Raw genomic sequence first — 24,793 nt, forward strand, 5'->3', positions numbered from 1 at the left:
CGTAGCAATGGTAAAAGAAATCAGAGAAGCTTATAATAATAGCTTTACGGAAGAAAAATACCGTACCTTATTGAGCGAACTGAGCAGCATCGCTCCTTTGCAGTTTAGAGTAGCGGAAACACCCGTATTTATACCGAAAGACTTTCGAGACAAATTGCTAAGTGCTTGCGAAAGTATAGTAGACGTCATACTCCGACCGGATTTTAAGGAGCTCACGCAAAGGGCTATTCCGGCAGGATTGGAGGTTCGGCACGAAGATGCGCGGCCCGATTGTATTGCATTTGACTTTGGTGTATGCGCAAGTGCCGATGGTACGCTGGAACCGCAGCTTATTGAAATGCAGGCCTTCCCTACCCTTTTTGCCTATCAGGTATTTTTAGCCGATGCTTTTCAGAAGCACTTCTCGCTTCCCGAAGGTTACAGCAGTTATTTAAGTGGATTAAACCGAGAAACCTACCTGAAGGCATTACGGGAGCTTATTCTGCAAGATCATCAACCCGAAGAAGTAATACTACTGGAGATTTTTCCTCACAAACAAAAAACCGCAATCGACTTTTATTGCACTGAAAAGTATTTGGGTATTCAACCCGTTTGCGTAACGGAGCTAATCAAAAAAGGGAGACAACTTTTCTACATCCACAATGGTAAAGAAACCTTAATTAAAAGGATATACAACCGCTTAATTTTCGACGAACTTTTACAACAAGAAGCATGGGTGCGGGAAAAAGCTGCCATATTATTTGAAGACCTTGATGTAACGTGGTGTCCGCATCCAAACTGGTTTTACAGAATCAGCAAGTTTACACTACCTTTTATTCAGCATCCCAATATCCCGACCACTTATTTTGTCAATACTCTCCAACAAATACCGGAAGATTTAGACAACTATGTGCTCAAGCCGCTGTTTTCTTTTGCGGGACAAGGTGTGGTGATTGATGTAACACGCGCAGATATTGAAAACATCAAAGATCCTGAAAACTGGATTTTGCAACGCAAGGTGCAATACGCTTCGGTAATTCAAACGCCCGATGAAGCGGCCAAAACAGAAATCCGCATTTTTTATTTCTGGCCGAAAAATGCGGAAAGACCTTTTCCGGTAAACAACTTGGCGCGTCTTAGCAAAGGTAAGATGATTGGTGTACGCTACAACAAAGACAAAACCTGGACTGGCGGTAGTTTTGCGGTTTTTCAGTCGTAATCAATTTGTGATCTACGAGGATTAGCTTTCACGCGTATTGCACCTAAGTCAAAATGAAAAAAGCTATAATTTTATATATACATAAACGAATGACATTACAGCAATCAAAAACTACGAGCTTTTTCATTTGCCACTTTGTGAACTTGCAGCCGGTTATATACCCCCCTAATTCATGGGTCTAGTTTTTCAGATTAAAAGCGGCCATTTATCACTTTTGCATTTTTTATTATAGAAAATACATGCAACCTAGGTTATAAGGTAAAGCAATAAAAAGTACGCATAATGATCTGCCTAATAAACTTAGTGAAGGTAAAGTAAGTTATACATATTAATAAATATTTATTAATATATATTTTTAATTTTATTAAAATTTTGTATATTAGATAATAGTATATCATCATAACAAACAATACACCAAAAACTAATAATAGCAAGTGCTATGAAAACATTTTATCTGAATTTGATTCTTGCATTAATGACAATACCAACGTTTGCTCAAAACACACTCCAACCTCCTATTCAAAATATTTCTACGGATAGTAGTGTGGTGTATCGACTTTTTGCTACACAAAATATGTATACGTTTATAAAACTAAACACAAGAAATGGACAAATGTGGCAAGTACAATGGAGTACAAAAGGAAGCCAATATAGATTCGAGACTACACTATCGGATATCTCTCGGGTAAGTAAAGATGAAGAAAAGAATGGCAGATTCTTTCTATATCCCACAAAAAACATATATAATTTCATTCTGCTGGACCAAATAGATGGTAGAATGTGGCAAGTACAATGGGGGGAAGAAGAAGAACGAATGGTAATTCCAATACATTAAATTATATGGTCTTGATTTAAAAAAGAAGATTTATCCAATGTTTGCCAGAAAACAAGCGGAAATTGGCATTAGAAAAATTAAATTTGGAAAAGAATGGCAAGCAAAGCATAAAAAACTTGGAATTGACTGACCACAAAAGTGCCTAACACACAACATCAGCTCCACGCAATGGCGGATTGACGAATTTTAAACAACCAAATTTCAACCCTCATTCAAGCCTTCACTAGCATACTACCTCTACCCTAACCATAGCAAAGCTTCAAAAACATCACCTCCCCTAATTTCCGCTTCTATGCGATACACCCCTCCGGCATAATGCATCCAGATTTACCCATCAGTATGGGATGGATTAAGTAACTTTGCGCCCCTGCCCGTTCACCTCAAAAATCAGCAGCAATGACCATAAGAGAGCGCAACAAGGTAAGACTGGAACGCATTGCAGATATTGCTACCCGATGGATTGGCTCTACTGCATCGCTGATATTTCATACTATATTTTTCATTGTAGCATTTTTGCTTCCGGCGCTACATGTAATGAGCTTTGACCAAATGCTTCTGGTGCTTACCACCGTAGTATCGCTGGAAGCCATCTATCTAGCCATATTCATTCAAATGGCTGTAAATAAAAATACCAAAGACATCGAAATCATTCAGGAAGACGTGGAAGAAATTCAGGAAGATATTGAGGAAATTCAGGAAGATGTGGATGAGATTCAGGAAGACGTGGAAGAAATTCAGGAAGACCTTGATGAAATCCAAGAGGATGTGGAAGAGATCCAAGAAGATGTAGAAGAGCTACAAGAAGACTCAGATGAGGATGAAGACGCATACGGTACCCCCACCAAACCGCAACCCTACTACCATGCCTCACAGGGGCCAAACGCTGCGCCATCCAATCAGCTAGCCCACATCGAGAACCTGCTGGTGCAATTACAAAAAGAAATAGCAGAATTGAAAAAACAGTAATACACGCTTTACCAGCCGCTGGCCAATACATCCGCCAGATGCATGGTTTTTATTTTATACCCTCTATTATCGATATATCCCTGCAAATGCATCAGGCAGGATAAATCGGTACTGATGATATAATCCGCCTCCGTATCCAAGGCATTCTCTACTTTTTGCTCGGCCATACCTATGGAGATGCCGGAATACTTTACAGCAAAGGTACCACCAAAACCACAACAGGTTTCTACATCCTTCATCTCACGCAATACCAGCCCACGCACATTCTCCAATAGCGTACGGGGGCCTTGCTTTATTTTACATTCTCGTAAGGCAGCACAGCTGTCGTGATAAGTAGCCAGCCCTTTTAATGTAGCGCCACAGTCTTGCACCTTTAATACATTGAGCAAAAACTCGGAGAACTCATAAGTTCGGCTGCGCAAGGATTTTACTTCGTTATGCAATGCAGACTCATTGAATAACTTGGGATAATAATTACGTACAAATCCCACACAGCTGGCGCTGGGGGCTACAATATATTCCGCTTGCTTAAAATCATTGATAAACTTAGTACATACGGCTTTAGACTCATTCCAAAATCCTGAGTTAAAAGCGGGCTGCCCGCAACAGGTTTGCTCTGGATTATAGTACACCTTGCACCCAAAACGCTCCAACACCTTCACCATGTTAAACCCGGTTTCGGGAAACAGCTGATCCACAAAACATGGAATAAAAATATGTACGTTATGCATTTGTATTCATCTTTTCTGTCCCTCTCAATGAGCCTAATATTATTCCACCTCAATCATTTTATAAGCTGTAATAGCAGCTTCTTCGCCTTTATGGCCGTGTTTACCGCCCAGCCTGTCCAAGGCCTGCTCTACAGTATTTACGGTCAGTACCCCAAAAATGGTGGGCACAGGTAAGTGCAAATTCAGATGCAATATACCGTCAGCTACCATACGGCATACATAGTCGAAATGAGGGGTTTCGCCACGTATCACGCATCCCAATGCAATATAGGCATGTGGTTCATCCATCTTTTTTTTAGCCTTTGCCCAGTGTTTGTTGATGGCAAACGGAATTTCCACACTGCCGGGAACTACGATGGTTTCCACACGTGCATTGTTTTGCTGCAGTATCTTTAAACAACCGCGTTCGAGTTCATCTACAATATCTGCGTTCCACTCTGTTTTCACCAAAACAATAAAGGCATCCTGTTTAAAGATGCCCGTATTGATATTAACTAAGTTACTATTACCTAAAGAAGCCATTTTTTTAGTTTACGTTATAAACTCCTAATTGAGCCAGATATTTATCAGCCTCAAATCCGTATTGAGTACGGGGGAATTTCTCCTTTAACTCTTTATACAATTCGATAGCCTGATTCTTATTGTTCAGTACATATTGGGCCAGAAATGCACCTCTGAACAATGCAGTAGAAGCTGTTTGCTGATCTTCTACAAAATGATTTGCTGCCTTTTTGTAGTACTCCAGCGCTTTGTCGCCTTTACCTAAATCACCATAGGCATCGCCCAGCAATAAATAAGCGCGCTGTTGTACGGGCTTAGAATCAGTGCTGAAATCTTCTAAGAACTTTATTGCTTTATCATTTTGATTCAGCTTGATATAGCACACCCCTGCATAAAATTTAGCCAGATTGCCGGCCGGAGTGCCACTATACGTACTAGCAATTTTTTCAAAACCCGGATTAACGCCATCGCCGTTTAAAGCCAGGTTGATAGAGTCCATACGGAAGTATTCCTCAGCCTTATAGCTTTTATCCAGCGCTTCGGCTATTTTAGGCTTGGTTACAAACTGCTGGTAAGCAAAAAAACCACCTATAGCCACAATCAATACACCCAAAATCAGACTGATGGTTTTACCGCTTTTCTCCCATAAGCCTTTTATCTTTTCCACAGAATCGTTGGTTGCAAGAGCCTCTTGTTCAACCGTTTTTTTAGTATTCGCTGCCATTTTATTTTACTTCTTCAATTTAGTAACTAGTCAACAATAAACGGATAGTGAGGATCTACGTAAACATCCTTCAGTACCTCATCGTCGTTCGGGAATGGGCTTTCTTCTGCAAATTTTACTGCAGCAGCAACCACCTCATCGCAACGGGCATCAATTTCTTTCAACGCCTCTTCGGTTGCGTATTTATTTTCAAGCATAGTTTTTCTGAGTACCTGAATGGGATCCTTTGATTTATAGTTTTCCACCTCATCCTTGGTACGATATTTCTGAGGGTCGCTGATGGAGTGTCCTTTGTAACGATAGGTTTTTATTTCCAGTAAGGTAGGACCACCTTTCTCACGTGCACGTTTTACGGCTTCTGCTACAGCTTCGTGAACGGTTTCGGGATTCATACCGTCAACAGCTTGGGAAGGCATCTCGTAGCTCAATCCTAACTTGGAAATATCGGTTACATTGGAAGTACGCTCTACGGAAGTACCCATGGCATACTGGTTATTTTCGCAGATATAAACAACCGGCAATTTCCACAGCATCGCAAGATTGAAACACTCGTGCAGGATACCCTGACGTGCTGCACCATCTCCAAAGAAGCAAAGTACTACATTGTCGGTGCCTTTATAATTTTCAGCAAAGGCCAAACCCGTACCGGTACCTATTTGGGCACCTACGATTCCATGACCTCCGTAGAAATTCTCTTTTTTACCAAAAAAGTGCATACTACCGCCTTTACCTTTGGCACAACCGGTAGCCTTACCATACAGCTCAGCCATACAACTTTCTACCGATATACCCTTGGCAATTGCCAAACCGTGGTCGCGATAGCCGGTTATAAAGATATCTTCGGGACGGGTAGCAGTCATACAACCTGCAGCAATAGCTTCCTGTCCTACATACGCGTGGAAAAACCCGCGTATTTTACCTTCCATCTTATATTTTTCTTCCGCTGTAAGCTCAAACTGACGAATTAACTGCATTAATTCGTACCAATACAAATACGTCTCTTTAGAAAATTTTGTTGCCACCTGCTATAAAATTTTTATTTCCGAAGAACCCCTTCGGGGACAGCAAAAGTAAGGGAAAAAATGATTTCATGCTAATTGTATAATGGCTATCTGATGGTTCCCTGCTTAAATAGGCTATTTCATTTGATTTTATGGATGTTATCTAAGAAAAACATTCCTAAAACTGAATGAGAAGAGCCCTCCGACCCGATTATTCACAATCCCTTTTTGTGATAAAAAACATTGACTGTTGCATAATATTTCACCCCCTTCGATATGAATATTTTTAATAATAAATAGAAAATTCTTAAGTTTATATATCTTCCGCCCTTAAGTTGAAGAGACACTCTGTTTCATTGCCCTGCTCGGTATACTTCTTAAGTAATTGCGGTAGACTTTTTAAAAAATAGATGAAATTAGCAGCAATAGATATCGGAAGTAATGCAGCCCGGCTCCTCATTGCCGATGTACTGCACTACAAAAACCAACCGCCGGAGTTTATCAAGTCCAACCTGGTGAGGGTTCCGCTACGCTTAGGTTTTGATGTATTTGAAACCGGAGCCATATCCCCGCTGAAGGCCCAACAACTCCTCGAAACCATTAAGGCTTACAAACTTTTGTTGAATGCTTACGGCATAAAATATGTAAAGGCTTGTGCTACCTCAGCCATGCGAGATGCCCAGAATTCTAAAGAGATTATCCAAAAAATTAAAGACGAAACCGGCATCGAAATCGAAATCATTTCCGGCGACCTTGAAGCTACCCTTATCTACGAAACCCACATTGCCGAAGGTTTAAACAAGGAAAATTTGCATATGTATATTGATGTGGGTGGTGGCAGTACCGAAATTACCTTTTTCCAAAATGGGGAACTTCTTTATAAGCACTCATTTAATATCGGCACCATCCGAATTCTGAAACAACAGGTAAAAGAAGCCCAATGGGAAGAGATGAAAGACTACATCCGCACGCACACAAGACATGAAAAGAAAATTGTCGCCATTGGGTCGGGAGGTAATATTAACAAAGTATTTTCCCTCTCAAAGAAGAAAGAAGGTAGACCTCTCCCCCTCTCCCTACTACGAGATTATTATAAAGAACTGAGCCATCTTACCGTACAAGAAAGAATGCGATTATATAAAATGCGAGAAGATCGAGCCGATGTGATTGTACCTGCGCTTCTTATCTATACCAATATTTTAAAATGGGCAGGCGCTACCGAAATTCTAATTCCTAAAATAGGCTTGGTAGACGGACTCGTACGCACCCTTGATGAAGATATTTTGCATAATTTATAATGCGAAACCCTAACTTAGTCCTCCAATTATAGTTGGATTTCCTCATTATAAATTAAGTAGAAAAAAGTGTCTGTAAATAAAGAAGTAAAACGAGTTACCACCAATACACTGGTGAAGATGAAAGCAGCGGGGGAAAAAATAAGCATGCTTACCGCTTATGACTTTTCCTTCGCACGTATTATGGACCAAGCTGGTATTGATGTTATTCTGGTAGGCGATTCGGCATCGAATGTGATGGCCGGGCACGAAACTACATTGCCCATCACACTGGATCAAATGATTTATCATGCCGCATCAGTGATTCGAGGTATTAAAAGATGTTTGGTTGTTGTAGACCTCCCCTTCGGCACGTATCAATCTAATTCAGAAATCGCACTGGCTTCCGCCATCAGAATCATGAAAGAAACCGGAGCACATGCCATTAAAATGGAAGGAGGAGCAGAAGTTATCGAATCTGTCAAAAAAATCGTCAGCGCCGGTATTCCGGTCATGGGACATCTCGGACTTACTCCACAGTCCATTTATAAATTCGGTACCTACAGCGTGAGAGCACAAGAAAAAGCCGAGGCAGATAAACTCAAAGCTGATGCTAAATTATTGCAAGAAGCAGGTTGCTTTGCTCTCGTGCTAGAAAAAATCCCCGCATTATTGGCTAAAGAAGTAGCAGAAAGCCTACATATACCGGTAATTGGCATCGGTGCGGGAAAATACTGCGACGGACAGGTGCTGGTAATGCACGATATGCTGGGTATTAATACAGAGTTCAAACCCAAGTTCCTAAGACAGTACCTGAACTTGTTTGAACTCACTACGGAGGCAGTAAAATCCTATATCCACGATGTTAAGAGCGGCGACTTCCCCAACGAGAAGGAGCAATACTAATCCGAAATAATTTTATCGCGTGTAAAGGTATTATTTACGGTACGCCAGATCCCCAACGGATTTTCATCTTTGAGGGCATCGGGCAACAAATGATTGGGCCAGTTTTGAAATGCAACCGGTCTGGTAAACCTTTTAATACCGTCTGCTCCTACGGATGTAAAACGAGAATCGGTAGTAGCCGGGAAAGGTCCTCCGTGCTGCATCGCTAAGCATACTTCTACCCCTGTAGGTACACCGTTTAAAATAAAACGCCCGCACAGATTCTGTATTTGGCTTACCAGTTCTTCGTTATTGATAACATCGTTGTCCGTAGCAATTAATGTTGAAGTGAGCTGCCCTTCCAGACAGCGGGCTACAGCCATCATCTCCGCAATATTCCGACATTTCACAATCAGCGAATAGGGGCCAAACACTTCTTCATGCAGTATAGGATTATTGATGAAGGCTTCAGCAGAAGTTGCAGCCAAAGTAGGATAACCTTCATTTTCTTTGGGAGAGGTTTGTGACACAGCCAGAAGTTCTACATGAGATTGCGACAAGGCGTTACTTCTCTTATTGTAAAAATTCTCACAAATGCCTTGATGCAGCATAGGCTCCGGCAAAACGCCAGAGATTTCCTTACTCAGCACCTTTATAAATATGTTTAAATCTTCATTATCGATGCCAATAAGCAATCCGGGATTCGTACAAAACTGTCCGACATTTAGAGTGATGGATGCCCCATATTGTTTGGCTACTTCGGCTGCCGATTCTTTCATTTTTTCGGGCAATAAGAATACCGGATTGATACTTCCCATTTCGGCAAATACAGGAATAGGTTCTTTACGCTGATGTGCCCAGTCGAACAACTGCTTTCCTCCCTGAAACGAACCGGTAAATCCTACTGCCTTTGTATGAGGATGCATGACTAACGCTTTCCCTACCTCAAACGATGCACCACGTATATGTGCAAATATACCATCGGGCATATGGCATGCTTTTGCTGCAGCTAGAATAGCTTCTGCGGCCAGTTCACTCGTCTTGATATGAGCCGGATGCCCCTTTACCACTACCGGACATCCCGCGGCTAATGCACAAGCCGTATCTCCTCCCGCAGTAGAGTAGGCAAAGGGGAAATTGGAGGCGCCAAAAACTACTACCGGGCCGAGCGGCACCTGCATCTTTCTTAAATCGGGTTTGGCTGGCATCCGATTAGAATCAGCCGTATCAACGCGCGCTTCTAGCCAGTCGCCTCTTTCACATGCATCTGCATAAGAAGTAAGTTGGAAAGTAGTTCTTTTTAATTCAGATTGTAGCCGCTCTATAGGCAGATGCGTCTCCGCTGCTGCGGTTGCAATTAGCAACTCCGATCGTTTTTCTAACTCCGCAGCTATGGTACGCATAAAATGCGCACGCTCACGAAGGGAATATTTTTTGTATACATGAAAAGCACGCCAGGCACTTTCCATACATTTCTCGATTTCGGGCATTGGAGTATCGTCTTTCATGTTTTATACTTTTCACGAGTGGAAGTTATGATGATATAACAAAATCCTTCATTTATGAAGCACGATGAAAAGGTAACTATATTAAGAATAATAATTTTTCGGTCAAATTTAAAGGATAGCAAATTCGACACTATTAAAGTCCTCCCACGGTAAACACCAGCCTAGCATTATATGTGCCGGAGGGTATAAGAATAGACACACCCGAAAGGCTTAATTGGATTCCAATATCGCTATAGGAAGCTAAAGCTAACACAGCCTGAATTCGGTATAGTTCTATATCCGTAACTCCCACAGGCTGGTAGGCTGTACCTCCTGAAATTGAGCAAAGCAAGCAAAGCGTGGAACCATTACTTGTCCTTCTGATAGACAAGTTTAAATTACTATTCCAAGTAGGGTCGGGCTCGTAATGCACGGATACTTTCGCACTTCCTAAGAGTAATGGTACTGACGTATTGTGTGTGATTTGGTTACTTACACTTTCATAAGTACCCGCATAATCATTACCTGCCTCTGTTATATTGGGCACCGGCACATTCCAATGCGTTCCATTTACCACTAAAGTTTGAGCAAATAGTTGTCGGCAGGTAAGAACTATTAATAAACAACAGCATACTCGGATGATATATAGATTGGTTTGACTTCGCATGGTAAACACTAATTTGAACTAATGGTATAGGTTACAGTAACCTGCGTATTAGTTTGTGCCGACAGATTACTATAATTATTAGGCACAACAGAAATGGTAAGCTGATGCCCGTTCCCTACTCCATTGCCTGTGTACGAACGGCCAATACCGCTAATAATAACTGTTGGTGTGGTGGTAAGTGTGATCACCCCTGCAGGAGTTCCCCTAGTACCCCCACCGGCACCAGATGCAGCAGCAGCCTGTAACCGTATATTTATTCCCGGTATTGTCTGATTTATAGATGCTGTAATTATCCTAGAGCTGCCACTAGTCCCATATGCCGACGTATAATTGATCCATTTGCTGGTATTAGGAGTAGGATTGGATAAGGGCAAACCAGCTTCTGTAGGCTTAGTAAAACTCAGCGTGATGGGGCCTGCAGGTTCAATATCCAATAATGCTATAGCGGGCAATGTTACACTAACATTTCTACTACCCGATGTCTGCGCATAGAGGCTCCCCCCAAAAAATGAAAACACTAAAACCAATATGAAGCCCACTCGCAGCATACTTTATTTACTTCCTTGATAAGTTATTTTTATACTCTCTTGTTGATACTTTATTTCACCTCTTTGACGCACCACAATAATATCCAGATACTGCATATCTCCCGCCTTTAGTACTATGCTTTGCGCTCCGGTAATAATTTTATATTCTTTTTCCCATCCGTTAGGATATACTTTTATATCCCAAGTGCCAGGACGCAAATACGTAAAATCAAAAGGCTTATTAAATAAACAGATCTTTCTGTAAACTTCTTTACCATTGGACGCTTCAATAATAACGCCATAATTCTTGTCCTTATTATTATTGAAAGCAATGGGACTGGCGTTCCGTTCTTCAACCTTCACCATTCCTTTAATACTACTGGCAACGGTCATACCAAAATTAAATACATTTTCCTTGCCACTAAGTTGTAAAGGAACAGGCAGCTGAACATCTGGTATATCATTAATGTTAATAGAAGTACGATCTATTTCTAATACATAATCGCCTGGCACTACATTTTTAAATATATAATTACCGAATCTATCCGTTAGCGCTATATGATTCCCAAGCATTAAGCGTAGGCCTTCGGTTTTAGCCACCCCCAGATTCCTGACATTACCGTAAAGACTGGTATAGCTTGCTGTTTTTTGTACCGGAATATTAAGACGATAAGTGTATTTAAGGGAAACAATAAAATCTTTTTTCCCTGTTTCCCCGCGTTGTAATACATACCGCCCGGATAAATCAAGATAATGTTTGGATGATAACCTTTGATGCAGCGACACCTCCATTAAGTTACGATCTGCATAGTACTCCTCAGGCTGATAGTTATTCTGGTAAAATATACCTAGCTGTGTATTATCAGAGAAACGACTGAATGTTCTTATACCATAGTAAAGCGTCTTATATTCCTTTAGTTGATAACGTGCTGTTTGCATGTAACTAGCAAACAGATTAAACGATGTTTTTAGCTTTTGAAAAGAGAGATTAGTAGTATAATATTGAGAAGTACCTTTATATCCCAGTAAATAATTTGTAGTCCTTCCCAACTGCCCTTCTACATTAAAGTTCAGGAAAGCCATTTTCTGCTCGATAGTAACCCTAGCAAACGCTTCTCGATAATCAAATAGTTTAGGCTCTAGTCGGTCCTGATATCTTTGTATACCCGACAATAAAGATAAAGCTCCATGCTTTGCATATTTGTAGCGTGCGCCATACTGCTGATATTCTCTGTATGGTACGGATAAAGTAAACGTATCTCTTTGAATATTTTTAGCATCTTGAACATAGCTTGCGCTCAACGTAATTCTTTTGGAGAGCAGGTATCGCAAATATCCGTTAAACATACTGGCATTACTAAAATACCCCGCATAAAACGGACTGGTTTTAATATAGCTAAGATTACCACTCAGCGACTTTAGATAATGGCTTTGCAGCTGTACCATGTACCCGCTGCCATTATGCATGCCTGTATGGCTGTACGAAGCTTCTGCCAGTATCTTAAAATATTTCAAAGACTGAATATTGGCTTTCACATAGGGCAAGTGGGCTCTTTCGGAAACTCTGGCTGCATTATAGCCCATTTTTGTACTATCATCTTGCGGTATCTTATACAAATAACCTGCAGTAATATCATCTTCCTTATTTATATGAACAGTAGAGTATACGTTAAACTCATCTCGGATATCAGCAAAAAATCTGGGATGATTGTAAAAACCTCCCAACGATACATTTTTAAATCGGTACTGCAATGCTGCACCTCTACCATACCGGGAAAACTCCGTAAGCATCGAAGAAGCATACACTTTATCGCCCAAATGCACATACCACCTATCGTTCTTATAGTTAATAAAATATTCTTCGTATTGTGTAAAGATGTTGAACTTTACAGGATTGGGCGATACAGCTCTGAAGCTTAGCAAATCGCTGTTTTTATTATTCAGGCTTCCGCTACCACGAATCTCTCCTTGAAAACCTCCGGAGTACACGCCTTTATCCTGCATCCCAATATAAGCACCGGAAATATAAACAGGTAGACGATGATAGATATCGTTACTCGCTGGTTTCACAGAAATAAGAGTTGTATGAGTGCCTGTATGCCATTTGCTCAAGCTATCGGTTAAAGAATGAGCAGTCAATCTGAGATAATATATATCATTGTTGGGTAGATTGATATCGGTATTTTTCACAACCTCAATAATCCGTACTTCTCCGGGTTGGAGATGAACGGTATCTATGCCCTCGATTAAGTCAGCATTAGTTTCAAACCGTAAGTACTCCGCAACATTCCCTTGATTCTTTATCTGAAAACTTGCTCTAAGCACCTGCCCGGCTCTTAAATACTGAGGGGCTTCAATATTGTGTAGGCTGATATTTTTTATTGAGCTAACGACAATTTGAGAGTGCTTTTCAATAACTGAATTAGTAGTTCTATCTGTAAGAATTAAGGTGACTTGATATTTACCTGCAGCAGTTTTTGAGGAAACCTTGACGGGCAATATGTACACTTTAGATTCGCGCGCCAGCACCTCTATACTATCTTTCCGAATTACGGCTTCGATCGTAGGATCAGCAGTACGGGCTGCAATATCATAGATCTTATTTTGCTCACTGGTATTTTCTATATTAAAGGATATAAGTGCTATCTTCCCTGGGAGTAGCAGTTCTTTCTTCTCATCTTTTTCTGTAAAAAGATTTTGAGAAAAAACAGATACAGGAAGCAGTATAAAAAAAGAAATATACCAGAGGTTAATCATCCTTTATATCCAATTCGGCGTTTAGCGCAAAAGCATTTTCATCTTCATCAACAGCCATAATCACCGAAGTGTACTGACCTCTGGGCACCGAGCTAATATCAATAAAGAAAGATTTGGAATTACCGGGTAACAAGCTCATAGGTACGCTTTGATAAGTACCTACTTTCTGACCGTTTCTGCGATCATAGAGATCCGCACTCACTATAGACTTACAAAACACACTACCAAAATTTGAAACAGCTACTTTTAGAATTCTGTTGTTTTGTTCTTTCTCTACCTTTATATGCTCAAATTTCAAGTTAGGCTTAAGTTCATCAGTATTATAATTGGTAATGATTTGAATAGCATACCGCACCACGGAGTGAATGGTTATCCCTTTCCCGATTTTATCGGGTTCTATAGGATTTTCAGGCTCTATGATAATTACCGACCAATAGCTGCTGGCCTCTCTGAGGTTTTGAGGCACCCATATTTCATACGGGAGATCTGCTTTCTCTCCGGCTTGTAATGTCAGCTGCGTTCCGCCCAGCCGAATCCACGCTGCATTGGAATGGTCATGCGATTGGGGATTCGTATAATAAATTTCACCTGACCATTTGTAACGAACATCCTGCATGTACACCTTTACATTTTGAGGCGCCTTTGCAGTATTTTCTAGGCTTATCACACCTTTATAAACCTCTCCACTCTTTACTTTAAAAATATGAGTGAGCCCGTTATGGATTACAATTCCGGCATGTGCCCACACACCCAATAAAAGACATGCTATAAAAAGCACAAAGCGGCTTACCATAACTAAAAAAATTATAAAAGGCCCAAAGGCCTTATAAGTTTAGTAAAATTGACTTATATGTTTTCCTAGACTTAGTTGTCGGAAATGGTATAAACAACAGTAGCCGAAGTAGTACTCGCTTCCAAATCTGCATAGCTAGCAGTAGCACTACCCACCTCTAGTTCGTAAGTCAAGTTATGCCCGTTGTTGGCACCATTGCCAGTATAAGCACTACCAATACCTGTAATAATAGGCTGATCGGTTGCTGTAAGCACCAAAGATGCAGAAGGTGTTCCTAATGTACCATCTCCTGATCCTGCTGCAGCCGCAGCTGTAACCTTGATATCCACACCGGTCACCAAAGCATTTAATTTTACACTGATAGTGCGAGTAGGATTAGAAGCATCTTTAATTGAAGAATAGTTCAACCATAACGTATTATTGGGAGCAGGCGCCTCTATAGGCAAACCGGCCTCGGTAGGAGCTGTAAAATTCATCGTAATGTTTTTACTAGCACTGGGCTCAATATCAACTAATGCCACTGAAGGAATGGTAATACCAATAGTGTGGTTGTCTGTTTGCGTATCCTGGGCCATTGCAAATACTGGAGCGAGGGCGCAGAGTAAAACGAGTAGCTTGGATTTAGACATATTTAGATGTTTATTGTAATGTAAAAATGAGGGCTGTGATTTTTTATTCAAAAACAGGGTATCTATTCTCATAAACAATTCAAAAGCCTGGTATCTGATACAAAATTATAAAAAGTATTTAGAAAAGTACAATTAATCTTATACAATAAAAATGGAGGGATATCTCTTTCTAACATAAATTCAATGTTTTCTCCTTCCACCTCAACGAGATATCACTCAAACTACACCATCAATGTAGGGTAAGAAACCATTTAGACCTAAAACAACTGATTGAAACCGTACATCATGTTTGAAGGAGGAAACAGAATGGAGGGCATGAATTTAAAAATCATCTTTTCTATAAAAAAAGGACCACTTTTTGTGGTCCTTTTGCGGACCGGACGGGACTCGAACCCGCGACCTCCGCCGTGACAGGGCGGCATTCTAACCAACTGAACTACCGATCCTTGAAATTGGGAGTGCAAATATAGGAGAGTTTTTTTAACTACCAAACTTCTATCAAAAAAAATCTATTTTTTTTATCTTGAGCCTAGTATGAAACTATCAGTCATTCTACAAAATGCGTATAGCAAAGAACAGGCTACACAAATTGTAAAGTGGGTCGGCAGTAACCAACAACGCTTTGACGAGTTGCTGCACTGGTTTTTAAGCGATGATAACAAAATAGTACAGCGGGCCGCATGGCCATTAAGCTACTGCATCGCCCAGCATCCCCAACTCATCAATAAACATTATGATACACTAATTGCTCAATTACAAGCTAGTGATAAACCCTCCGCTGTTAGGAGAAATATTTTACGAGCATTTGATCAAATTCCTCAAATTCCCGAAAAGTATCATGGTATCATCATGGATGCATGCTTTAGATATATTGAAGACCCCGAAGAAACTATTGCATCGCAAGCCTTTGCTTTAGGTATTTTAGCAAAACTCTCTAAACTATATCCCGAAATCAGACAGGAACTATGTACCATTATTGAAAGCCGGCTCCCCTATGCCACACCTGCATTTAAATCACGTGCCAAAAAAATTCTCAGTGGTAAATGGTAATCATCATTATGTTAAAATCAAATAAAATATAGAACTGAGGCCGATTTTGACAAGTGATAGCCCTACTTTTGCGGACAAAAAACAGGTCTTGAGAAGATTTAGTTTATACATCGTATCGGCTTTATTTTTGATTGGTTGTAAATCGCAGGGGTCTAAACCATCCGCTAGTTCCACCGACTCCTCATCATTGGTAGTCATAGCTCCTGAGAAATTGAGTGCTGAGGACATTACCCGATACCGTACGGCATTGGAAGACCTCTTCGACCGTAAATTGCTTAACGATTATTTCAATGGAGCTGTTATTGTTGCCAAAGGAGGAACTATTCTTTACGAAAATTATGTAGGATATACCAACCCTCGTACCAAAGAAGAAGCTATCACCGACACCACAGCTTTTCATTTAGCATCTACCAGTAAACCTTTTACCGGTATGGCGATCCTGAGATTGGTACAGGAAGGCAGAATTAAATTGGAGGATGATCTCACCAAATACTTTCCGGAGTTCCCATATCCCAACATTACCGTCAAGGACCTGCTATGTCATCGCAGCGGGCTTCCCAACTATCTTTATTTCATGGATGATAAAACGAAATGGCCTGCGGACAAAATGGTGAGTAATCAAGATGTTTTAGACTTCATGATACAACATAAGCCAGCAATAAGTTACAAGCCCAATACACGTTTTAACTATTGTAATACCAACTATGTATTGCTAGCACTAATATTGGAGAAAGTAACCAATATTCCCTACCCACAATATCTAAAACAAACAATTTTTGAGCCACTGGGTATGCACCACACATTCGTGTATACTCCCGCAGATAGCGGCAGAGCCATCTTCTCTTACCGGCCTTCCGGAGCTTTGTGGGAATTAGACATCTTCGATAATACCTACGGCGATAAGAATATTTATAGCACCCCCCGAGATATGCTGAAATGGGATGCAGCTTTGTACGACGATCGATTCATTAGTCAAGCTCTATTGGATTCAGCCTATCAGCCGCAGAGTCATGAAAGACCTTCCATCCACAATTACGGCTTGGGTTGGCGTATGCTCAATCTGCCTAACGGTAAAAACGTCATTTACCACAATGGCAAATGGCATGGTTTTACTCCTGCGTTTGCCCGACTTTTGGACGAGAAAGCAGTAATTGTTATTCTTGGAAACAAATACAATCAGAATATTTATAATGTAGCCAAGATGGCCTATAATGTATTCGGCGATTATATGCAAGATGAAGGTAGTGAGGACCCCGACTCCACTCCTCCCCCGACCGTGGTGAAGAGAGTTCCTAATAGCAATGTGAAGAAAACCGCAGCTAGCAATGCCACTAAAAATAAAGTGGCCGCCACCAGCACCTCAAAAAAAACTGTAGCATCCCGAAAATCAACCACTCAAAACTTACAAAACAATAATATCAAGAAAACCGCTACAGTAAATAAAAAGAGCTCCTCAACAAATAAAAAAAGTAGCAACTCCAAACAACAATCTCGAACGGTGCCACAAAAATCAAAAAAATAGTAGGTGCATTAGAGCTTTGCAGAAGGCTGATACATCATTAGCTCCTCAAGCAAGTTTTCTATTTGAGCATAAGGATATTTATGGACTAAGAAAAAGTGATTGGCATTTGCATTGGGGTTCCAAATATTACTACCATCCTTACTAACTTCAATCTTACCAGGTCCTATTACATAAAAATACTTTTCGGGTGTGCGTACGGCACATAACACGGCTGTTTGATCCCAAGATTGCCGACCGTTACCCTTTTCTGGCACCGCACTAAAATTGATAGCATATCCCATGCCTATAGGGGTTTGAGGGAATTGCTCAGCCAGACGTTTTCCTGTACGAATACGGGAACCTATATCAAATCCACTGAAAACAATAGGCACGTCTTGAGGCCATAGCGCCAAAGCCTGGTAAGCAGCAGTAGTGTCCTTGTAAACATTAAATTCTCTTCCTTGCGGGAAATCCGCCGCCATAGCCACCCATTGCTTTACCTTCTTCTTCACCAAATCTACCCCCGAAAGCTTAGAATAAGTGTCAGGCTCTGAATGCAATAAATCGTTGATGTTTGACAAAAAACCTACCGTAACAATGGTTACCGATCGATCCGGTTGCTGTGATAAAATACGGCGATAAATTTCTACTGCATACGGATATTGCTTACTCCGTAGCTCAGGAGCAAAGCGTTGAATCAGCGCTTCATTCCACCCGCTTTTGTGCGTAAATGCCGGTGCTGTGGGGCCAGCTATCCCTACAGGAACCTCTCCCCTGTTAAAATATCTATTTAATAACTCAATGGTTGGCGCTATGGCTGGGTGCCCGTTGCTAGATAAGGTGGCTAGCACCTTACACTCTTTTCGAGCTTCTAATGCATAGAGTACGGCAATAGCACCTAAATCGTCATAATCCGGTCCCATATCAGTATCAAAAATGATTGCAGGAACAGCTTTAGTGCGCTGCGCATCTATACAGTTAGTGAAACTCATAAGCAGGAGTAGCCATGAGAGACATAATAAAATTCTTTTCATTTTTAAGTATTTGAGCAATCGTTAATAAAAGGTAAGTACTGTAAAAGATTCTGTCTAAAATTACACACAACCGTATAATTCTGTAACATCAGACTATACAAGTTGCTATTATGTATTTAACTTTAGAGTTGTAATTATTTATATCGATGAAAATATTGTCTGCCGCACAAATTCGGGAATGGGATCAATACACGATGCAACATGAACCTATCTCACCTATTGATCTAATGGAAAGAGCAGCCGAGGCCTGCACTCACTGGATTTTGGAGCATATCTCGCAAGACATATTCTATATTTTTTGCACTACCGGCAACAATGGTGGCGATGGACTCGTTATAGCGCGCTTACTTAAGTCTCACAACAAGCAAGTAAAAGTATTCGTACTATCCCTGAGTGCAGGCACTGATTGTTTTAATATTAATCTTGAAAGATTAAAACAAATAAGCACCGTTGAAATCATTACTCTAAAAAGTACTTCCGACTTCCCCTCCATTCCCAACGATGCTGTAATTATTGATGCTTTATTTGGTACAGGATTAAACAGAAAACCCGAGGGGTTGGCGGCCGAGCTGATTCACTTTATCAATCATACAGCAAAGCATGTTATTGCTATCGATATTCCTAGCGGCTTATTATGCGATCGCAGTTCAAAAGATTTTCCAGTAATAAAAGCAGCACATACACTTAGCTTCCAATGCTACAAACCCGCATTATTACTTCCGGAAAATGCGGTATACTTTGGTAATGTACATATTCTGGATATCAAGCTACATACCGATTTTTTACATACAGTAGACACGAATTACGAACTCGTTGATTTTAATTTTATAAAACAACTTTACAAACCTAGAAATGCTTTTTCGCATAAAGGAAGCTTCGGACATGCATTAATAATTGCAGGCAGCTATGGCAAAATGGGCGCGGCTGTATTAAGCACCCGCGCCTGTCTGCGGAGCGGAGTGGGTCTTGTTTCCGCGCATGTTCCAAGTTGTGGAGTAACTATTCTACAAACCGCTGCGCCGGAAGCTATGTGTCGTGTGGATCGCAATGAAAAAGTCATTACAAAACTTGATTATGATGTAACGTCTTATTCCGCAGTGGGAGTAGGTCCCGGCATAGGTACAGACAGCGCTACAACAGCTTTTCTGCATCAGCTGCTGGTGGCATACCCTAAACCATTAGTGCTAGATGCCGATGCATTAAATATTTTATCGGAACATAGTGAATGGTGGCCCCTACTACCTCCTCACAGCATTCTCACTCCCCATCCTAAAGAGTTCGCTCGATTGTTTGAAGAAAATAAAGATGACTTTGCAAGGATTGAAACGGCACTGCAGCAAGCTCGTACAAAAAACCTCGTAATTGTATTAAAGGGGCATCGCACTTTTATCGCTACACCTTCAGGTAAGGGATATTTCAATACGAGCGGTAATGCTGGTATGGCCACAGGTGGTAGTGGGGATGTGCTTACCGGAATCATCACTGGCTTATTAGCGCAAGGTTATTCCTCATCCGAGGCAGCAATATTAGGAGTGTATATACATGGCATGGCCGGAGATCAAGCCGCTCTACATTATGGAATGGGCCCCATGATAGCCGGAGATATTATAGATAATCTATCCGTTATTAAGCGACTGGAAACAGTATAATTACATAAAAAAGCGACCTTCAAAACAGAAGGTCGCTTTAAAATATATTCAACTACTTTTTATTAATGTCCATGTCCATCGTTAGGACCATGCTCCTGCACATTCGGATCAGAATCGGATACGTTCAGGATTTCTACATCAAAATATAATGCTTCGTAAGGTTTAAACACACCGTTACCATCCTTGCCGTAAGCCAGATATCCTGGAATGTAAATGGTGCCTTTACCACCTTGTTTAAATTGTCTTAGTCCATCTTCAAAACCACGAATAAAGGGCTGCTCACCTAATTTTACGGTAAATTGATTGGCATCGAAAGTACTGTCTTTAGCCACTGTTTTTCCGGTATATTTTACTGTAACAAACTTACCATCGGCAACCTGGGCACCTGAACCCGGATTATCTATTTTAACGAAAGTACCTACAGGCGTTGGGGTTGCAGTAATTTTTTTACTTGCCAGGTAATTTTGTACTTCCTGAATTTGCTTAGCTTTTTCACCTGATTTTTCTAACTCAGCCTCTTCGGCTTTACGTGCTTCTTCCTGCTCTTTTCTGAATTTTTGCATCATTTCTTCCTGCTCTTTCTTCTGGCGGGGAAGATCTTTTTCCATCTCTTTTTGATAATCTGCACGCGCTATACTATCTTCTTTAAATACTTCCAATACTTTATAAGTGTAAATAATTTTATCGCCTTTTTTCAGGAAGGGAGGTAACTGCGCTTCATGAGTCAACCCTTTCTTAATAGCAGAATCGATATAAATAATAGCCACCATACTATCGCCCTTCTTCAACTCTTTAAACACCTCTCTCGGATCGTATATAGGCTGCCCCGCAGGAATTTGCTGTACTTGATCGAAGTAGGGCATTTTCCCATAAGTATTAACTAAGAAAGAGTCCTTGCTACCACTGATACGAGCTGTCATATGCATTTTCAGCACATATCCATCCTTGGTACTATCTTTACTACCACCGTCGAAGATGATATATTTTAAACCATTAGGGCTGGTTTTATAGTCTGCATTTTTACATGCAGTGAATGCGCAAGCTGCAAAAACTGCAATGCTCAGAATTTTTAAACGTTTCATTTGTCGATTTTTAATTTTTAATTTGATATTGAAAGCCGCTTGGCTGTTTTTTGGGATGTTGCAATTTACTGTAGCAAACTCCCGTTTTCTCTTACGGCACTTTTAAATTTAGTGACAGTATCTTTAAGAGAATCTTTAGTACTTCCTCCGGAAGCATTAAAGTGGCCTCCTCCATTGAAGTACGTACGGGCAAAAGTATTACAATCAAACGCTCCTTTACTTCTAAAACTCCATTTTCTTTCTTCGTCGCGATCGATAACCAACCCTACCAGTTTTATTCCCTGTACCGAGAGGGGTAGGTTTACCAACCCTTCTGTGTCTCCTGTCTTTATTTCAAAGCGCAATATATCGTGTTTTGGAATAGCAATCAATGCCGTATTATATTCATAGATGAACTCTAGGCAATTCGTCAGTACATGACCTATAAATCGCAATCGATTCTCCAGAAAGTTATCAAACAAGTTGCTATGTACTTCTGCATGGTTAAAACCCGTTTCCATCAGACGTGCCACCATCAGATGTACTGAGGCATGCGTACTCGCAAAACGAAATGAACCGGTATCTGCTACCACTCCTGCATATAGGCACTGTGCTATGTATTCATCAATCCAGCTATCTTTTCCTGCTGCTACAATAAAATCATACACCATTTCACTGGTCGAACTCTTCGTAATATCGCTGATCCCATAGTGAAAGTTGGGTGTATCAGGTTGTTCATGATGATCGATTAGCACTCTTATGCCGTTAAATGCCGCCAGAAAAGGCGCCATACTCTTTGTACGATGAAAGATGTTAAAATCCAAACAGAAAAGATATTGAGCGCTATTGATCAGCTCTATGGACAGCTCCCTTTGCTTTTCAAAATTCAGCACCTCAGCACAACCCGGCATCCAATTAAGCCAAGGTGCCCAGTTTGTAGGTGAAATCACGGTCACCTCATGTCCAAATTTTTTCAGAAAATGCCAAAGCCCCAATGCCGACCCCATTGCATCTGCATCCGGCTTCTGGTGCATGGTTATCACCACCTTAGCAGGTTGGGGCAATAAGGATAGTATATTTGCTATTGCTTCCATCGAAGAGGCGCAAAAATAGGTAAATTAAGCTCATTTTTAAATATTACTTTCTGTACCTTTGCCTCCCTAAAATTATAATTAGTATATATGAGCAATCGTACATTTACAATGATTAAACCCGATGCGATGGAAAATGGCCATGCAGGAGCTATTTTAGATCGTATCACCAAAGCGGGCTTCAAATTAGTTGCAATGAAATTAACCCGGCTTAGTAAGGAAAAAGCTGGGGAATTCTATGCAGTTCATAAAGATAAACCCTTTTTCCAAGACTTAGTGAATTTTATGAGCCGCGGCCCCATTATTGCTGCTATTCTGGAGAAAGAAAATGCAGTAGCTGATTTTCGTGAACTAATTGGAGCTACCAATCCGGCTAACGCTGCAGAAGGCACTATTCGCAAAACCTTTGCAAAATCCATTGAAGAAAACGCTATTCATGGAAGTGATAGTGATGAAAATGCAAAAATTGAAGGAGATTTCTTCTTCAATCACTTTGAAAGAGTAGGATAAACTTCTAATGCATATATCAACATACTAAAAAATCCGGCAAATGCCGGATTTTTTAGTATAACGAAGACGTTATTGATCCTTAAATTTCCTACACTATTTTAACTCTTATCTGTATTCAGATAAATCATCTTCCCGCTACTCTCCGATTTGGGAGGAACAGGATATTTCATTCCGGTTTTGAGGACCTTTTGATTGTCAGCTATAAATAGCATGACTGGAATTACTATTAATATTAATAGTAATAACATTTGAAAAGTTCGGTTCATAAGTTAAGGTTTTTGCTAATGGAAATCAGCAAACATTGCTCCAATGTTCGCATTTTGAGCGCAAAAGTATAGAATAATTGTCTAAAATCAATGATTTGAGCAATTTACTTATATGTATTACTTATCCTTTGCAAGGAGCTTTCCAAGCCTTTCCTTGGATTTATTGAATACATTTCTGCCTAAATCTATGCCCTTACGTTTTTTTTTCTGTTCTTCAGGAGGGAGATGAATAAACTCCTGACACTCCTTACTACAACACCCTTCAAACTCTTTAGCACAATCCTCACACTGTATAAATAACAGATGACAAGCATCATTAGCACAGTTTACATGTGTATCCGCCGGCTTACCGCATTGATGACAATGCGCAATAATCTCATCCGTAATACGCTCACCCAGTCTTTGGTCAAACACAAAGTTTTTACCATGAAACTTGTTCTCCAATCCTTTCTGCTTCACCTGGTTCACATAATTAATAATTCCACCCTCGAGGTGATACACATTTTTAAAACCTTTATGCAACATGTACGCTGAGGCTTTTTCACATCTGATGCCTCCGGTACAGTACATCACTATGGTTTTATCCTTGTGCTCTTGCATCATCTCCACCGCCATGGGCAACTGCTCCCTAAAGGTATCACTAGGAACTTCTATGGCATTCTCAAAATGTCCCACTTCGTATTCGTAGTGATTACGCATGTCGATAATAATGGTGTTAGGATCATTAGCCAGCTTGTTGAAAGTCTCAGCATCAGCGTACTTACCTCTTCTGGACATATCAAAGGAAGGATCATCAATCCCATCGGCAACTATTTTTGGACGCACCTTCACATCCAGAACATAAAACGATTTTCCATCGTCATCCACGGCAATATTCAGCCGAATCCCATCCAGAGCGGGATCTAATGAATAAAGCGTTTCTTTGAACTTCTCAAAGTTTTCGGTGGGCACACTAATTTGGGCATTGATGCCTTCCGCAGCAATGTAAATTCTTCCTAATACCCCCAAATTGTTAAATATCTTATAGACGTGATTTCTAAAGGTAGTAGGGTCAGAAATAGGAAAATACTGATAGAAAGAAATAGTAGTACGGGGAGTATTGTCCTTAAGGATACGCTCTTTCAGTTCCTTTCGGGAAATGCGATTATGTAATGCCATAAACATGAAATTTGATCCCGCAAGACGGGAAATTAAATACAATAATTGGGCAGTTGCAGGCTGCACCAAATTTCAGTGTGCAAAGGTACGATTATTTCTTCTTAAACCTTATTAATTATATGGCATCCCTCTAAAATGATCTATTTTCTTAAATAAGAAGCGGTTAGGGCAGCAAATCCCCCAACGATTGCGCCGACTAATGCAGTGATAAACACTAACAAAAGGGGGCGCGCCCCTATTCCCAGCAGCTCCCCTATGCGGTTGGCTAAAATACCGTTATTAGCAGCATTGATGAAAGCTGCTACGAGAAACCACGTTAAAAATATTGCCAAAAATCCTGATAAAAATGCCTTACCAGGACGCTGAACAATCAGCAGCGAAACCAAAAAAGATACAATAGCCAGACTCCACCACGGGGTGTAGAGTCCGGCTACGAAAGATAAAATCCCTATAACAATCACAGACAAAATAAACTTCATATGAAAAATTGAGTAATAG

The 24,793-nt window shown here is 40.6% G+C and carries 24 protein-coding genes and 1 tRNA gene; 9 read left to right on the plus strand and 16 right to left on the minus strand.

Annotation, left to right across the window (positions count from 1 at the left end; translation table 11 throughout):
* Window positions 1-7 precede the first annotated feature (7 nt).
* The 3 genes from V2H41_RS05860 to V2H41_RS05870 all read left to right on the plus strand — a co-directional run bounded on the left by V2H41_RS05860 (window position 8) and on the right by V2H41_RS05870 (window position 2,999).
* Window positions 8-1,198: an ATP-grasp domain-containing protein gene (locus V2H41_RS05860; RefSeq protein WP_330974204.1), complete on the plus strand. Its 1,191-nt coding sequence runs from the start codon at window positions 8-10 to the stop codon at window positions 1,196-1,198.
* A gap of 439 nt (window positions 1,199-1,637) precedes the next feature.
* Window positions 1,638-2,033 (plus strand): hypothetical protein, encoded by a 396-nt coding sequence (locus tag V2H41_RS05865; protein ID WP_330974205.1) that lies wholly within the window; start codon window positions 1,638-1,640, stop codon window positions 2,031-2,033.
* A 396-nt stretch (window positions 2,034-2,429) separates the two neighbouring features.
* Window positions 2,430-2,999, plus strand: a complete 570-nt coding sequence (locus V2H41_RS05870; RefSeq protein ID WP_330974206.1) for a hypothetical protein — start codon at window positions 2,430-2,432, stop codon at window positions 2,997-2,999.
* 8 nt (window positions 3,000-3,007) lie between these two features.
* On the opposite strand, the gene V2H41_RS05875 is transcribed toward V2H41_RS05870, so the two are convergent.
* From V2H41_RS05875 to pdhA, 4 genes are read right to left on the minus strand one after another with little or no spacing between them, the layout of a single operon-like run.
* Complete coding sequence (locus V2H41_RS05875) at window positions 3,008-3,730, minus strand: (Fe-S)-binding protein (RefSeq protein WP_330974207.1); 723 nt, start codon at window positions 3,728-3,730, stop codon at window positions 3,008-3,010.
* 39 nt (window positions 3,731-3,769) lie between these two features.
* On the minus strand, window positions 3,770-4,252 hold the full coding sequence (ribH, locus tag V2H41_RS05880; protein ID WP_330974208.1) for a 6,7-dimethyl-8-ribityllumazine synthase: 483 nt from the start codon (window positions 4,250-4,252) through the stop codon (window positions 3,770-3,772).
* 4 nt (window positions 4,253-4,256) lie between these two features.
* Window positions 4,257-4,955, minus strand: coding sequence for a tetratricopeptide repeat protein (locus tag V2H41_RS05885; protein ID WP_330974209.1), 699 nt, complete (start codon window positions 4,953-4,955; stop codon window positions 4,257-4,259).
* Between the two features lie 26 nt (window positions 4,956-4,981).
* A complete protein-coding gene (gene pdhA, locus V2H41_RS05890; protein ID WP_330974210.1) occupies window positions 4,982-5,977 on the minus strand; it encodes a pyruvate dehydrogenase (acetyl-transferring) E1 component subunit alpha in 996 nt (331 codons plus the stop codon).
* A 389-nt stretch (window positions 5,978-6,366) separates the two neighbouring features.
* Between pdhA and V2H41_RS05895 the strand changes: the two genes are divergently transcribed.
* Entirely contained in the window at window positions 6,367-7,254 is an 888-nt protein-coding gene (locus V2H41_RS05895) for a Ppx/GppA phosphatase family protein (RefSeq protein ID WP_330974211.1), read from the plus strand.
* Window positions 7,255-7,320: 66 nt separating this feature from the next.
* Complete coding sequence (gene panB, locus V2H41_RS05900; RefSeq protein ID WP_330974212.1) at window positions 7,321-8,136, plus strand: 3-methyl-2-oxobutanoate hydroxymethyltransferase; 816 nt, start codon at window positions 7,321-7,323, stop codon at window positions 8,134-8,136.
* Here the strand turns inward: panB and V2H41_RS05905 are convergent.
* From V2H41_RS05905 to V2H41_RS05935, 7 genes are all read right to left on the minus strand, one after another.
* The gene (locus V2H41_RS05905) at window positions 8,133-9,623 is read right to left on the minus strand and encodes an aldehyde dehydrogenase (NADP(+)) (protein WP_330974213.1); all 1,491 of its coding nucleotides are present in this window, start codon (window positions 9,621-9,623) and stop codon (window positions 8,133-8,135) included. The two genes, panB and V2H41_RS05905, sit on opposite strands and share 4 nt — an antisense overlap.
* Before the next feature lie 133 nt (window positions 9,624-9,756).
* Window positions 9,757-10,269, minus strand: a complete 513-nt coding sequence (locus tag V2H41_RS05910) for a hypothetical protein (RefSeq protein ID WP_330974214.1) — start codon at window positions 10,267-10,269, stop codon at window positions 9,757-9,759.
* An 8-nt stretch (window positions 10,270-10,277) separates the two neighbouring features.
* Window positions 10,278-10,808 (minus strand): hypothetical protein, encoded by a 531-nt coding sequence (locus V2H41_RS05915; protein ID WP_330974215.1) that lies wholly within the window; start codon window positions 10,806-10,808, stop codon window positions 10,278-10,280.
* A gap of 12 nt (window positions 10,809-10,820) precedes the next feature.
* Complete coding sequence (locus V2H41_RS05920) at window positions 10,821-13,553, minus strand: COG1470 family protein (protein ID WP_330974216.1); 2,733 nt, start codon at window positions 13,551-13,553, stop codon at window positions 10,821-10,823.
* Window positions 13,546-14,346: a WxL protein host-binding domain-containing protein gene (locus V2H41_RS05925; protein ID WP_330974217.1), complete on the minus strand. Its 801-nt coding sequence runs from the start codon at window positions 14,344-14,346 to the stop codon at window positions 13,546-13,548. The genes V2H41_RS05920 and V2H41_RS05925 overlap by 8 nt, the downstream gene beginning before the upstream one ends.
* A gap of 71 nt (window positions 14,347-14,417) precedes the next feature.
* Window positions 14,418-14,975, minus strand: coding sequence for a hypothetical protein (locus V2H41_RS05930; protein WP_330974218.1), 558 nt, complete (start codon window positions 14,973-14,975; stop codon window positions 14,418-14,420).
* A 372-nt stretch (window positions 14,976-15,347) separates the two neighbouring features.
* Window positions 15,348-15,421 (minus strand) — tRNA-Asp (locus V2H41_RS05935).
* 88 nt (window positions 15,422-15,509) lie between these two features.
* On the opposite strand from V2H41_RS05935, the gene V2H41_RS05940 reads away from it, so the two are divergent.
* Complete coding sequence (locus tag V2H41_RS05940) at window positions 15,510-16,025, plus strand: hypothetical protein (protein WP_330974219.1); 516 nt, start codon at window positions 15,510-15,512, stop codon at window positions 16,023-16,025.
* Window positions 16,026-16,113: 88 nt separating this feature from the next.
* The gene (locus V2H41_RS05945; protein WP_330974220.1) at window positions 16,114-17,547 is read left to right on the plus strand and encodes a serine hydrolase domain-containing protein; all 1,434 of its coding nucleotides are present in this window, start codon (window positions 16,114-16,116) and stop codon (window positions 17,545-17,547) included.
* 8 nt (window positions 17,548-17,555) lie between these two features.
* On the opposite strand, the gene V2H41_RS05950 is transcribed toward V2H41_RS05945, so the two are convergent.
* The gene (locus tag V2H41_RS05950) at window positions 17,556-18,560 is read right to left on the minus strand and encodes a nucleoside hydrolase (protein WP_330974221.1); all 1,005 of its coding nucleotides are present in this window, start codon (window positions 18,558-18,560) and stop codon (window positions 17,556-17,558) included.
* Window positions 18,561-18,706: 146 nt separating this feature from the next.
* On the opposite strand from V2H41_RS05950, the gene V2H41_RS05955 reads away from it, so the two are divergent.
* The gene (locus tag V2H41_RS05955; RefSeq protein ID WP_330974222.1) at window positions 18,707-20,209 is read left to right on the plus strand and encodes an NAD(P)H-hydrate dehydratase; all 1,503 of its coding nucleotides are present in this window, start codon (window positions 18,707-18,709) and stop codon (window positions 20,207-20,209) included.
* Window positions 20,210-20,271: 62 nt separating this feature from the next.
* Here V2H41_RS05955 and V2H41_RS05960 read toward each other — a convergent pair whose 3' ends face one another.
* Together V2H41_RS05960 and V2H41_RS05965 are read right to left on the minus strand one after the other, a co-directional pair.
* Window positions 20,272-21,291, minus strand: a complete 1,020-nt coding sequence (locus tag V2H41_RS05960) for an FKBP-type peptidyl-prolyl cis-trans isomerase (protein ID WP_330974223.1) — start codon at window positions 21,289-21,291, stop codon at window positions 20,272-20,274.
* Between the two features lie 65 nt (window positions 21,292-21,356).
* The gene (locus V2H41_RS05965; RefSeq protein ID WP_330974224.1) at window positions 21,357-22,364 is read right to left on the minus strand and encodes a DHH family phosphoesterase; all 1,008 of its coding nucleotides are present in this window, start codon (window positions 22,362-22,364) and stop codon (window positions 21,357-21,359) included.
* An 87-nt stretch (window positions 22,365-22,451) separates the two neighbouring features.
* Here V2H41_RS05965 and V2H41_RS05970 point away from each other — a divergent pair, with 87 nt between their 5' ends.
* A complete protein-coding gene (locus V2H41_RS05970) occupies window positions 22,452-22,871 on the plus strand; it encodes a nucleoside-diphosphate kinase (protein ID WP_330974225.1) in 420 nt (139 codons plus the stop codon).
* 383 nt (window positions 22,872-23,254) lie between these two features.
* Here V2H41_RS05970 and trhO read toward each other — a convergent pair whose 3' ends face one another.
* Together trhO and V2H41_RS05980 are read right to left on the minus strand one after the other, a co-directional pair.
* A complete protein-coding gene (gene trhO / locus V2H41_RS05975) occupies window positions 23,255-24,295 on the minus strand; it encodes an oxygen-dependent tRNA uridine(34) hydroxylase TrhO (protein WP_330974226.1) in 1,041 nt (346 codons plus the stop codon).
* 140 nt (window positions 24,296-24,435) lie between these two features.
* Window positions 24,436-24,774, minus strand: coding sequence for a hypothetical protein (locus tag V2H41_RS05980; protein ID WP_330974227.1), 339 nt, complete (start codon window positions 24,772-24,774; stop codon window positions 24,436-24,438).
* Window positions 24,775-24,793: the final 19 nt, after the last annotated feature.

The organism is Niabella digestorum, from assembly GCF_036409055.1.
Classification (GTDB): domain Bacteria; phylum Bacteroidota; class Bacteroidia; order Chitinophagales; family Chitinophagaceae; genus Niabella; species Niabella composti.

Excerpts from the sequence above, each read along its gene's own strand:
- V2H41_RS05955 (WP_330974222.1), top strand. The coding sequence starts at position 18,707 with ATGAAAATATTGTCTGCCGCACAAATTCGGGAATGGGATCAATACACG.
- V2H41_RS05970 (WP_330974225.1), top strand. The coding sequence starts at position 22,452 with ATGAGCAATCGTACATTTACAATGATTAAACCCGATGCGATGGAAAAT.
- V2H41_RS05905 (WP_330974213.1), bottom strand. The coding sequence starts at position 9,623 with ATGAAAGACGATACTCCAATGCCCGAAATCGAGAAATGTATGGAAAGT.
- V2H41_RS05980 (WP_330974227.1), bottom strand. The coding sequence starts at position 24,774 with ATGAAGTTTATTTTGTCTGTGATTGTTATAGGGATTTTATCTTTCGTA.
- V2H41_RS05950 (WP_330974221.1), bottom strand. The coding sequence starts at position 18,560 with ATGAAAAGAATTTTATTATGTCTCTCATGGCTACTCCTGCTTATGAGT.
- trhO (WP_330974226.1), bottom strand. The coding sequence starts at position 24,295 with ATGGCATTACATAATCGCATTTCCCGAAAGGAACTGAAAGAGCGTATC.
- V2H41_RS05940 (WP_330974219.1), top strand. The coding sequence starts at position 15,510 with ATGAAACTATCAGTCATTCTACAAAATGCGTATAGCAAAGAACAGGCT.
- V2H41_RS05860 (WP_330974204.1), top strand. The coding sequence starts at position 8 with ATGGTAAAAGAAATCAGAGAAGCTTATAATAATAGCTTTACGGAAGAA.
- V2H41_RS05895 (WP_330974211.1), top strand. The coding sequence starts at position 6,367 with ATGAAATTAGCAGCAATAGATATCGGAAGTAATGCAGCCCGGCTCCTC.
- V2H41_RS05930 (WP_330974218.1), bottom strand. The coding sequence starts at position 14,975 with ATGTCTAAATCCAAGCTACTCGTTTTACTCTGCGCCCTCGCTCCAGTA.
- V2H41_RS05885 (WP_330974209.1), bottom strand. The coding sequence starts at position 4,955 with ATGGCAGCGAATACTAAAAAAACGGTTGAACAAGAGGCTCTTGCAACC.
- V2H41_RS05965 (WP_330974224.1), bottom strand. The coding sequence starts at position 22,364 with ATGGAAGCAATAGCAAATATACTATCCTTATTGCCCCAACCTGCTAAG.
- V2H41_RS05910 (WP_330974214.1), bottom strand. The coding sequence starts at position 10,269 with ATGCGAAGTCAAACCAATCTATATATCATCCGAGTATGCTGTTGTTTA.
- V2H41_RS05960 (WP_330974223.1), bottom strand. The coding sequence starts at position 21,291 with ATGAAACGTTTAAAAATTCTGAGCATTGCAGTTTTTGCAGCTTGCGCA.
- V2H41_RS05925 (WP_330974217.1), bottom strand. The coding sequence starts at position 14,346 with ATGGTAAGCCGCTTTGTGCTTTTTATAGCATGTCTTTTATTGGGTGTG.
- V2H41_RS05920 (WP_330974216.1), bottom strand. The coding sequence starts at position 13,553 with ATGATTAACCTCTGGTATATTTCTTTTTTTATACTGCTTCCTGTATCT.
- ribH (WP_330974208.1), bottom strand. The coding sequence starts at position 4,252 with ATGGCTTCTTTAGGTAATAGTAACTTAGTTAATATCAATACGGGCATC.
- V2H41_RS05865 (WP_330974205.1), top strand. The coding sequence starts at position 1,638 with ATGAAAACATTTTATCTGAATTTGATTCTTGCATTAATGACAATACCA.
- V2H41_RS05875 (WP_330974207.1), bottom strand. The coding sequence starts at position 3,730 with ATGCATAACGTACATATTTTTATTCCATGTTTTGTGGATCAGCTGTTT.
- V2H41_RS05870 (WP_330974206.1), top strand. The coding sequence starts at position 2,430 with ATGACCATAAGAGAGCGCAACAAGGTAAGACTGGAACGCATTGCAGAT.